Raw genomic sequence first — 10,777 nt, 5'->3', positions numbered from 1 at the left:
CCGGAGCTCAAGCCATACACGTACGACCCGCGAAAGGCGAAGCAGTTGCTCGCTGAAGCCGGCTATCCGAACGGCTTCGATACAACGTGCTACAATCTGATTACGCCGCGAGAGCCCAACATCAAGGAAATGGGTGAGGCGGTGTTTGCGTATCTCGGCGCTGTCGGCATTCGTTGCAAGGTGCAGCAGCTGGAGTACTCGGCGTGGCTCAGTCTCGTCCTCCGCGCAAAACGCCCCGAGTTCGACGGCATCTTGATGTCGATGTGGGGTCACGCGTTGCCCGGCGATCCGGCTGAGGCGTGGGCTGGCATGCTGCACACCTATGTTCCGGGAAAAGGCTTTGGTTCGGGTTCGAATACCAACGATGAAAAAGTCGACTCGATGATCGACGAGCTGAAGGTGGCTATGAACCCGGACAAGCGGGTGGAGCTCATTAAGCAGATCGCCCGCTACAAGCATGAAAATGTGCTCGGTGGGGTGACCACGTACCGCCCTGCCAATACGTTCGCTTGGCGCGACAATGTCGAATTTCGGCCGTGGCCGTGGCCCGGATCGTGGCGTCAGTTCCAGGAGGTCGGCTTTAAGCAATAGCCCATCTCTCCCGCGACAAGTGAGGCAACGATGAAGGCGGTTTTTGCCAAAGGACTGCTCAACGCGCTGGTGAGCATTCTCGGCGCGAGCGTAATCATTTTCGTTATTTCGCGCCTTTCGGGCGATCCGGTTGCGCTGATGCTGCCGATGGACGCCCCGCAGTCGGCGATCAACGCCCTGCGACAAGAACTAGGGCTCGATCGCCCGATTTGGGAGCAGTTTCTACTGTTCCTATGGAAGGCGGTCCATGGCGATTTTGGTCAGTCCTATCGTTGGCAGATGCCGGCGTTGGCTCTCGTGCTTGAACGGCTGCCGGCAACCATGTTCCTGGCCACGGCGGCGTTTGCTTTCAGCCTCGCGCTCGCGCTTCCGCTTGGCGTGCTCTCCGCAGTCTACCGAGGCTCCTGGGTTGACCAAATCGGACGAGTCATCGCCATGCTGGGCCAGGCAGTGCCGTCGTTCTGGGTCGGGCTCATCCTTATCCTCGTCTTCGCGGTCACTCTGCAGTGGCTTCCAGCCTTCGGCGCCGATGGCGTCCGGCACGTGATACTCCCGGCGATCGCGCTCGGCTGGTATCCGGTCGCAGCGCAGACACGCATTATCCGCTCGGGCATGCTCGAGGTGCTTGACAGCGACTACATTCGCATGGGGCGTTCCGTCGGCACGCCCGAGCGCCTGCTGATCTGGAAATACGCATTCCGCAATGCCTTGCTGCCACTGGTCACCATCATGGGGGTCTACTTCGCTTCGATGCTGAGTGGCGCTTTCGTGGTCGAGACGGTGTTCGCTTGGCCCGGACTTGGACGAACGGTTGTCGAAGCGGTATTCGCGCGCGACTATCCAGTGGTGCAGGCGGGCGTTCTCATCACGTCGATCCTGTTCGTGCTGTCGAACCTTCTCGTCGACCTGTCCTACAGCATCATCGATCCGAGGATCCGCCCGTGAGTGTAATCCCGGCATCAACTCCTGTCACTGCGGCGGTCGGCATCACACCGCGTCCGTCTCTGTTCCGTTTCCGTCTTAAGGGCGTGCCCTGGCTTCCGCTCCTGATCCTGTTGCTAATCATCGTCTCAGCAATCGGTGGAGAGAGCATCCCACCCCAAGATCCCAACGGGCTGAACCTCGCCGCTGCGTTCCGACCACCGTTCTGGCAGGCCGGCGGTAGCTACGAATATCTCCTCGGCACCGACAATCTCGGCAGAGATGTTCTATCTCGCATCATCGCCGGTGCGCGCGTATCCGCGATCGTCGCTCTCTATGCGATCGTGTTTTCCGGCGCGATCGGCACGATGCTTGGAATCATTGCGGGATACTTTGGCGGCATCGTTGACGCGCTGATTATTCGTATTGCCGAGATCATGATGGCAATCCCCAGTCTCGCGCTTGCGCTGATCATTTCCGCATCAATGGCCCCCGGTCTGTCCACCGTCGTCGTAGTTATCGTGCTCACGTACTGGACCTGGTATTGCCGCATCATCCGCAGCGAGATCCTCTCGTTGCGCGAGCGGGATTATGTATCATTCGCCAAAATCGCCGGCTGCGGTCCACTTACGATCTTCTTCAGGCACCTCTTGCCGAACATCTTCAATACGCTTCTGATCCTGATGACGCTGCAGGTTGGTCAGGTGATCCTCTTCGAGGCGTCGCTGTCATTCCTCGGACTTGGCATCCAGGCGCCCGACACCTCGTGGGGCCTAATGCTCGCCGATGCGAGGCAGTACATCACCTATGCCTGGTGGGGGATCACGATGCCGGGCATCGTTATCATGCTGACCTGCCTTTCCTCGAATCTGATCGGCGACTGGCTACGCGACCTGCTCGATCCGAAACGGAGACAACTGTGACCGCCGCGCCACTTCTGCAAGTCGAAAATCTGCAAATGCATCTGCATCTACGTCGTGGTGTGGTGAAGGCCGTGGATGGCGTTTCATTTCATGTCCACGAAGGCGAGACGCTCGGCATCGTCGGCGAGTCCGGCTCAGGCAAGACAATGACTTGCCTCTCGATCCTGCGCCTCCTGCCGATCCACGGTGATGGCAGGCTGGAGGGCAGTGTGAAGCTCGACGGCGATGACCTGCTGCAGCTCACCGAAGAGGAGATGGCGAGCCGTGTCCGCGGTCCGAAGGTTGCGATGATTTCTCAAGACCCGATGACTTCTCTCAATCCGGTCTTCACGGTCGGCGACCAGGTCTCCGGACCGTTTCGCTACCACAAGCTGGTCAGGACCGTTCGCGAGGCGATGTCCGCTGCCACGGCTGGGCTTCGGCGGGTGCGGATTCCGTCACCGGAGCGACGGCTGAAGAATTATCCGCACCAGTTTTCCGGCGGCATGCGCCAGCGTGTCGTAACCGCCATGGCGATCGCCTGCTCGCCACGCCTGTTGATCGCCGACGAGCCGACAACTGCGCTCGACGTCACCATCCAGGTGCAGATCATGAGCCTGCTGCGCAGTATCCAACGTGACTCGAAGCTCGGCATCATCCTCATCACTCACGATCTGTCGATCGTCGCCGGGCTCTGCCACCGCATCGCAGTGATGTACGCCGGCAGGATCATCGAAACTGGCAAGGTGCGCGACATCTACCGCAACCCGCAGCATCCCTATACCCAGGCCCTGCTGGAAGCGATCCCGCATCTCGGCCAGAAACGTAAACGGTTAGCCGCGATTCCCGGCCAGCCGCCGAATCTGATGGACCTGCCGACGGGCTGCCGCTTCGCACCGCGCTGCCCGAAGCGTATGGCCGTCTGCGACGACTATCCGCCGGCGACCGAGCTGGGCGACGGTCATGTCGTCAATTGCTGGCTCGCAGCGAAGCAGTAGCGACACAGGTAAAGCAACAGATGGGCCTCGAACTCCGCGACCTCTCAAAACATTTCATCGTCCGCACCGATCGCGGCAATGCCGTTGTGCGGGCGGCGGAAAAAGTCAACCTCGAGATTCCGGAGGGGCAGACCATAGCCCTCGTGGGCGAATCCGGTTGCGGCAAAACCACAATCGCCAAGCTCGTGCTGATGCTGGAGCGGCCGACTAGCGGGGCGGTGACCTTCGACGGCAAGAGCCTCAGCGAAATGTCGAGGCACGAGATCAAGAATTACCGCCGGCAGGTACAAGCGGTGTTTCAGGACCCTTACGCCTCCCTCAACCCCCGCCTGACAGTGCGCCGGATCATCACCGAGCCCATTCTCGCACACTACAAGCGCGATCGAGCGACGCTCAATGCGCGCGTCGCCGAGCTCCTGGAGATCGTTGGTCTGCCGCCGACGGCGGCAGATCTCTATCCGCATGAATTCTCTGGCGGACAGCGCCAGCGCATCGCGATCGCCCGGGCGCTTGCGCTCGAGCCGCGCATTATCATCCTCGACGAACCGACTTCGGCGCTCGACGTGTCGATCCGCGCACAGGTGCTAAATCTGCTGATGGACATTCAGGAGAAGTTCGGCCTGACCTATCTCTTGATCGCGCACGATCTGGCGCTCGTCGAACATCTGGCCGCGCGCGTCGTGGTGCTATACCTCGGCAGCGTGGTCGAATGCGGCGAAAGCGAGCAGATCTTCACCGCGCCAAAGCACCCCTACACGCAAGCGCTGCTGGACGCCGTTCCGCGTCCAGATCCGGACTACATGCCGAAAGCAGCCGAGGGCTTCGACGACACGGGTAGCGCGCTCGACCCGCCAAGCGGCTGCAAGTTTCACCCGCGATGTCCGCATGCGATGCCAATCTGCACGTCCGAGAATCCATCGCTTATAACGCTGGCCGACGGCCGCAATGCGGCGTGCCATTTGCTGAGCGCTCGGCCAGCGCTTCAAGAGTGAACATAACAGACAGGCGGGCAAGCGAAGTGTCCTTGAAGCGCCGATCTTGCAGAAATCCCTAATTCCGAGACGCATTTCGGCGCTTCTGTGAACAAGCCTCTTGGCATTCACAGCGAGTATGGTGACCGCAGTGATTGCACCGAAACTATGCGGGGCTCTAGTTGGCCTACCTTGGCGGAATTCGAAGTCGCTTACGTTAAGCGCCAGCACCGACGAGGCTGCGCCCACAGGAGGAATGACAGGAGCACGGACGCCATGAAAACGGCCCCCTCGCCGCACTTTATCCCGTTGGACTTGAAGCGGCATTTCAATGCGAGGCGCAGCGAACTAGACGAGCGGCTCGGCAGGCGGGCGGGCGGGCGACACGGACTGGATCGACACGCTGAGGGGGCCGCAGACGTTCCGCGGAATACCTTTCCTCTTCGGCGGCGAAGCCGGCCCGGATGTGCTCGCGTTGCGTCCCGGAGAGGCTCCTGTCGTCATCGCGCTTTCCCCGACGGCAGCCAGCTACGTGCTCTTCGTACACGTGGTTGAGGACCGTCCCCTCGTGAAGCCTGAGGGATTTGGCGAGATCGGGCCGATAGCGAGTTGGGTGGACGGCAACCGGCTCGGCGACCGGGTCTCGACCCATGCGCTACGATATGCCGACGGCAGCGAGACGGAAGTGCCTGTGCTGCGCCGGTTTGCACTCCAGCACAAGCACATCGCGTGGAGCGCTAGCCCATTCGGGGCCATGCCATTGCGGGCCCCCTCCTTGCACTCCAGCATCGATGAAGACTTCGCGCTCGGGCGCGCGGCGAGCGTCAGCTTCATGACCGGCGAAGAGCGTTCGCAATCGGGGCGCACGCGTCAAGACGGTGAGAACCTGTGGGTCTATGCCCTGCCAAACCCGACCCCGCACAAGGAGCTAACCGTCCTTGCCTTGCGCGCGGAACAGGAGAGTTCGCTCGTTTATGCCGTCAGCACGACACGGCTCACCCAGCATCCGCTACGCCTCCAGGGTCGGAGCAAGCTGAAGATGCGCTTGCCAGCTGGCGTGCATCTGAACAAGCTCGGCGAACTCGATGTGGACGATCGTGGCGAACAGATCGCAATCGATCTCGGAACGGTCATCTCCGCAAGAGCCGTGCTCGAATATTCGCGCCCGGACTGGCTCGGCGATGGCACGACGTGCAGCCGGAGCGGTCCGACACCGAAATAATCGTCGAATACTCCGCGCATCCCGATGCGCGGCTCTACCTGCGCTCCGAAGACGGCGAGCTGCACGTATGGGATCTCCGTTCGCTGGGGGCGATCGCACGGGCTGGAGGGCCTTCGCATGAAATCGCCGTCATCGAGCCTGCCACGCGGCCGGTCAAACTGCTCATCATCGAGAAGGGTTCGGGTCTGCGAGTGGCCGCGCGCGTGCACGTCCACGGTGCACATGGAGAGTACCTGCCGCCCAAGGGACACCATCGCAAGGTTAACGCCGGATGGTTTCAGGACTACGCCGGCGAGCTGCTGAACGGGCTGAACCAGTACGCGTATGTGGACGGCAGCTGCGATATCGATCTGCCGCTCGGCACTGTCTTCGTCGAGATCTCGCGAGGCTTCGAGGTTCAGCCACTGGGCCGCATGGTCGAAATCGCGGCGAATACCGAACTCGTCACCTTCGAGCGGGACAAGGTGCTGCACTGGCGTGAACAGGGCTGGGTGAGCGCCGACACGCACGTCCATTTCTTGAGCCCGCGGACGGCACTTCTCGAGGGCCAGGCGGAGGGGGTCAATGTCGTGAACCTGCTCGCCCTGCAATGCGGTGAGATGTTCAGCAACGTGGCAGACTTCGACGGGCGAATGACCATCGGCGCAAAGGATTTCGGCGGCGACGGCGAATTCATCGTGCGCGTCGGCACCGAAAACCGCCAGCAGGTACTGGGTCATATTTCGCTGCTTGGCTATGAGGGCGAAATGATCCATCCGCTTTCCTCCGGAGGATCCAACGAAGGGGCAATCGGGGATCCCCTCGAAACGACGCTTGCGGAGTGGGCGCAGCGCTGCCGAGAGCAAGGTGGTCTCGTGGTGCTACCGCACTCCCCAAACCCCCAATCCGAGCGTGCGGCTGATATCGTGCTCGGGTTGATCGACGCGATGGAGATGAAGTCGTTCAATCCGTATGCGTCCCAAATCAGCGCGTTCGTCCTCGCGGACTGGTACCGATACCTCAACATAGGCTACCATGTGCGACTGGTAGCGGGCTCCGATAAGATGAACGCTGCGGCGCTGCTCGGCGGCGCACGGACTTACGCGCAACTGGGCGCACGCGGGTTCACGTACCGCAACTGGATGGAAGCAGTGCGCAGTGGCGATACGTTCATCACGGTCGGACCGCTCGTCAATATGACGGTAGAAGGCAAGCGCCCCGGGAGCAAGATCGTGCTCCCTCCGTCGGGCGGCACGGTCAACCTCGATTGGCGTATCGAATCCGTCAGCGTACGGCCGACCCTCGTGGAAGTGATACGCAACGGTGTGGTTCTCGAACGCATTCCTTGCGAAAACTTGTCATGTCGGGGCAATTTGGCCATCCAAGTGAAGGAGTCGAGCTGGCTGGCGATCCGCGTGCGGGGCAGTGTAGCGGGGCGCGACGCCGACATTGCAGCCCATACCAGTGCCGTACACGTCGAGATTGGAGAAAAGCCCATCTTCGCCGAGGCCGACGCCGTGTCGGTGCTGGCGCAGATCGAAGGCTCGATCGCTTACATCGATACGCTGGCCCCCAAAACCGATGAAGCGCGGCACTCGCGGCTGAGGGCCACCCTCGAGCTGGCGCACCATCGCCTGCACGAGCTCGGCGCCGGCCATGCTCATATCCCAGTTCATTCCGTTCGCGTCGCACGCGAGCATTGACCGTTCTGAAAAGATACGCGGATTTGAAAGAAAGACGCAAGGCCGCCAATCTGCTGGGCCCTCACCGTGGCCATTCGGCCGCGCCGGTCACCAAATCGCATGTTGGCAGCGCCAATGCAGCCGATGCCCAGATCGTCGTACAGGTCAATCTTGCCGTGCTTGGCGTCCTGGCTGAGCTTCTCTGCGGCGCTGCCGTGGCGTCGCACTCGTGGAGCATGAGCGCGGCATCGGACCCTCAACGGCGGCAGCTCGCCGAAGACGTCAACCACGGCACAACCGGCCTGAATTTCATCCGCCAGCGTCAGCCTGCCTCTCGGGCTTCACTTGTCCCATGTAGGAGTAATGACGATCTGAGCGATATTTACCTCTTTCGGTTGGTTTAGCGCAAATAAGACGGAGGCCGCTACGTCGGAGGGCGTGAGGTGACCCGGCAGCTTGTCATAAAAAGTCTCGGCAAGTTCCGCGTCGCCGCGATAACGGGCCTTAGCAAATCCTGTTTTAACAAAACCTGGGAGGATCTCAGTGATCCGAATCGGTGATGCTTTGTAGTCTTGTCGCAAGGACTCAAAAAATGCGCGCGCGCCATATTTACTGGCGCTGTATGCAGCGCCGCCTGGATATGTGAAGGTTGACGCTACCGAACCGATCGAAACGACATGGCCTTCACCACGACGGAGCATACCTGGCAGCATCGCGTGACAGAGTGTGATCAAGCCCGTTAGGTTGGTGTCGATTGTGCCGGTCCAATCGCTTGCGGAACCTTCATCAAAGCGTTTGCCTCCGCCGACGTTCGACCCAGCGTTCGCGACGAGGATGTCCACATCTTGCCATTGGGAAGGTAGCGTGCCGGGCAGGGCTCCCACGGCGTCTCGATCGGTCACGTCCAGCCGCAATGGGAGCGCCCGATCTCCATATTCAGAGAAGTTCATTGTGCATTTGTCGAGGCTGCGCGCGGCGCAAATCACGTGCAGCCCCTCATTCAGTAAGGATCGCGCGATAGCCAATCCGATGCCGCTGGATGCGCCGGTTACCATCGCGACGCGCTCGGCGCCGATTAGCAGGTCAGAACTTTTTGTCATCGCTTTCCCCCATTGAATCCACCGGTCGACCGGCCTCAGTCGCTCAACGTTCTATTCTGCGGCTTCTTCGCACATTTCCGGCGATCTAAACTTAGGAAGCGCCCGACGACTAGGCGCGTCCCAAGTTTGAAGTCATTCTATGATCATGCCGGGCACAAGGGACGGCGCAATTCATCGGGTGGAGAAGCACCGACGGCGGCAGGTTTCTTTTCAGCCTCCGCGCGTGACGACGGTCTCCGTATCGCGGCTGTGGGCGCCATGCTTGCCGAGCTCCCACTTCGCGATGGCATTGCGGTGAACCTCGTCTGGGCCGTCGGCGAAGCGCAGAGTGCGTTGGCCGGCATAGCCGCGCGCCAGTGGGAAGTCGTCGCACATGCTGGCGGCGCCATGGACTTGCATCGCCCAGTCGATCACCTGGCAGGCCATTGTGGGAGCCACGACTTTGATCATCGCGATCTCAGTCCTGGCGAGTTTGTTGCCCACTTCGTCCATCATCCAGGCTGCCTTGAGGGTGAGCAGGCGCGCCATATCGATCTTGCAGCGCGCCTCAGCGATCCGCTCCCGCGTCACCATCTGCTCCGCAAGGCTCTTGCCGAAGGCTACGCGCGAAAGGGCGCGTTTGCACATAAGCTCCAGTGCACGCTCGGCCAGGCCGATGCTGCGCATGCAATGGTGGATGCGGCCCGGGCCGAGGCGGGCCTGCGCGATCTCGAAACCGCGGCCTTCTCCCATAAGAATGTTGCCAACCGGCACCTTCACGTTTTCGAAGTACATCTCGACGTGCCCATGCGGGGCGCCGTCATAGCCCATCACGTTCAGTGTGCGCACGATGCGCACGCCGGGCGTATTAAATGGAACCACGATCATGCTCTGCTGCAAATGGCGCGGCGCCTGCGGGTCGCTCTTGCCCATGACGATGAAGACCTCGCAGCGGGGGTCGCCGGCGCCGGAGATCCACCACTTGTGACCGTTAATGACATAGTGGTCGCCTTGGCGCTCGATGCGCGTGCAGATGTTGGTCGCATCGGACGATGCCACTTCGGGCTCCGTCATCGCGAACGCGGAACGGATTTCGCCTGCCAGCAGGGGTTTGAGCCACTTGGCCTTGATCTCCTCGGAACCGTAGCGTGCTAGGATTTCCATGTTGCCGGTGTCGGGCGCTGAGCAGTTCAAGACCTCGTCGGCCCATGGCACCCGCCCTAAGATCTCGGCGAGCGGCGCGTATTCCGAGTTGGTCAGGCCCGCGCCTTGGTAGCCAGAGGCTTCCGCCGTGTCTTTGGGCAGGAACAAGTTCCAGAGGCCGGCATCGCGCGCCTTCGGCTTGAGCTTCTCGATCGTCTCAAGCGCGCTCCAGCGCTTGCCCACCTTCGTGTTGGCTTCGAGTTCGTCGTTGATGGCTTTCTCGTTCGGGTAGATGTGGTCGTCCATGAATTTCAGGAGTTTGGCCTGCAGTTCTTTCGTCTTGGGGGAGTAATCGAAATCCATCGTGCTCTCCTTGGGAATAATCGGTTCAGTTCTTTCGGCGAATCGCCGGGCCATCTGAGCCAGGGGTCGCGCGCTGGCGCCCGAAAGAAGCCGCCTGTTCGCTCGAGGCAATGCCTGTCTCGGTGCGCTTGGCGATGCCTTATCGCCGTCACCCGGAAGAGGTTGAAGCCATGTAGAAATTCTAGTCCACCTTGAGCTCATCGGGTGTCGTGGTTCATTCGGCGGTCTCCACGATTCGCAACAGCACTTCGCGGTTGCAAATCACCGGGCGTCCGCGCTCGATGCGGATCACTTGCTCGCGCTCCATCTCACTTCCTAGTTGAACCGCTGCCGGCTGCCCCGAGCAGCTGCGCGATTTCCTCTTGCGCCAGCTGCAGGTCTCGTGCCCATCCTCTTATCGCCCAAGGGGATCAGAGTTTCAGCCACAACTGGTACTTCTTCTCGTCTTGAAGTTCGTTGCACCGCGCGACCTACTGTACTCAGCCGTCAAGTATCGTTTAATGCGATCAGCGGGGGCCTGGAGCGCAATTCCCGCGCTCACTTTGCACTGCAAGAGGAACTTCGGCGTTTCATATTTTAAGCCGCCCTCAGCGACCCCGCCTTCGACATCTTTCCCGGATGTACAGCACCGCTAAGCAGTTTGAATCAGGCGCCCGCTGGTGGTGGAATTGCGTAATCCAGTGATCGTGGTCCGCTCATGTGTGCGCCTGTTCCACGTGACCGTGGGCAGGCCGGCCGACGTTGGCATGGAGTGAGGCGTTGGTCGGCGGTGGCCGGAAAGCCATCGCATGCTGTGCCCTTTAGGCTTAGGCGGAGAGCGTTGTGCTCCGCCGGTCGAGGATCGCATCGGCCAGGGTGGCGTCGCCAATCGTGTCATGCCAGGTCGAGGGGGAGCTGGCTGGTGACGATGGTGGACCCTCGACCCC

10 protein-coding genes are annotated in these 10,777 nt (G+C 61.0%); 8 read left to right on the top strand and 2 right to left on the bottom strand.

Annotation, left to right across the window (positions count from 1 at the left end; genetic code table 11):
• From GGD63_RS38880 to GGD63_RS38850, 8 genes are all read left to right on the top strand, one after another.
• On the top strand, positions 1-591 hold a 591-nt coding region (locus GGD63_RS38880; RefSeq protein WP_246785828.1), incomplete at its 5' end, for an ABC transporter substrate-binding protein.
• A gap of 30 nt (positions 592-621) precedes the next feature.
• Positions 622-1,536 carry an ABC transporter permease gene (locus tag GGD63_RS38875; RefSeq protein ID WP_183250477.1) on the top strand — a complete coding sequence of 305 codons (915 nt, stop codon included), beginning with the start codon at positions 622-624 and terminating at the stop codon, positions 1,534-1,536.
• Positions 1,533-2,435 (top strand): ABC transporter permease, encoded by a 903-nt coding sequence (locus GGD63_RS40905; RefSeq protein ID WP_183250476.1) that lies wholly within the window; start codon positions 1,533-1,535, stop codon positions 2,433-2,435. Before GGD63_RS38875 ends, GGD63_RS40905 begins: the two co-directional genes overlap by 4 nt.
• Positions 2,432-3,412, top strand: a complete 981-nt coding sequence (locus GGD63_RS38865; RefSeq protein ID WP_312013502.1) for an ABC transporter ATP-binding protein — start codon at positions 2,432-2,434, stop codon at positions 3,410-3,412. The genes GGD63_RS40905 and GGD63_RS38865 overlap by 4 nt, the downstream gene beginning before the upstream one ends.
• Entirely contained in the window at positions 3,388-4,404 is a 1,017-nt protein-coding gene (locus GGD63_RS38860; protein ID WP_246785827.1) for an ABC transporter ATP-binding protein, read from the top strand. Before GGD63_RS38865 ends, GGD63_RS38860 begins: the two co-directional genes overlap by 25 nt.
• Before the next feature lie 445 nt (positions 4,405-4,849).
• Positions 4,850-5,605, top strand: a complete 756-nt coding sequence (locus tag GGD63_RS40475; RefSeq protein WP_246785826.1) for a hypothetical protein — start codon at positions 4,850-4,852, stop codon at positions 5,603-5,605.
• Positions 5,575-7,287 carry a CehA/McbA family metallohydrolase gene (locus tag GGD63_RS38855; RefSeq protein WP_312013500.1) on the top strand — a complete coding sequence of 571 codons (1,713 nt, stop codon included), beginning with the start codon at positions 5,575-5,577 and terminating at the stop codon, positions 7,285-7,287. The genes GGD63_RS40475 and GGD63_RS38855 overlap by 31 nt, the downstream gene beginning before the upstream one ends.
• Complete coding sequence (locus GGD63_RS38850) at positions 7,284-7,670, top strand: hypothetical protein (RefSeq protein ID WP_183250475.1); 387 nt, start codon at positions 7,284-7,286, stop codon at positions 7,668-7,670. Before GGD63_RS38855 ends, GGD63_RS38850 begins: the two co-directional genes overlap by 4 nt.
• On the opposite strand, the gene GGD63_RS38845 is transcribed toward GGD63_RS38850, so the two are convergent.
• Together GGD63_RS38845 and GGD63_RS38840 are read right to left on the bottom strand one after the other, a co-directional pair.
• Entirely contained in the window at positions 7,608-8,366 is a 759-nt protein-coding gene (locus GGD63_RS38845; protein ID WP_183250474.1) for an SDR family oxidoreductase, read from the bottom strand. The genes GGD63_RS38850 and GGD63_RS38845 overlap by 63 nt on opposite strands.
• A gap of 210 nt (positions 8,367-8,576) precedes the next feature.
• Complete coding sequence (locus tag GGD63_RS38840) at positions 8,577-9,851, bottom strand: acyl-CoA dehydrogenase family protein (RefSeq protein WP_183250473.1); 1,275 nt, start codon at positions 9,849-9,851, stop codon at positions 8,577-8,579.
• Between the last annotated feature and the right edge of the window lie 926 nt (positions 9,852-10,777).

Source organism: Bradyrhizobium sp. cir1 (assembly GCF_014198245.1).
Taxonomy (GTDB): Bacteria; Pseudomonadota; Alphaproteobacteria; order Rhizobiales; family Xanthobacteraceae; genus Bradyrhizobium.
Note: the sequence above shows the minus strand (reverse complement) of the source record. Positions and strands in the feature narration are given on the sequence as shown.

Excerpts from the sequence above, each read along its gene's own strand:
- GGD63_RS38875 (WP_183250477.1), top strand. The coding sequence starts at position 622 with ATGAAGGCGGTTTTTGCCAAAGGACTGCTCAACGCGCTGGTGAGCATT.
- GGD63_RS38845 (WP_183250474.1), bottom strand. The coding sequence starts at position 8,366 with ATGACAAAAAGTTCTGACCTGCTAATCGGCGCCGAGCGCGTCGCGATG.
- GGD63_RS38840 (WP_183250473.1), bottom strand. The coding sequence starts at position 9,851 with ATGGATTTCGATTACTCCCCCAAGACGAAAGAACTGCAGGCCAAACTC.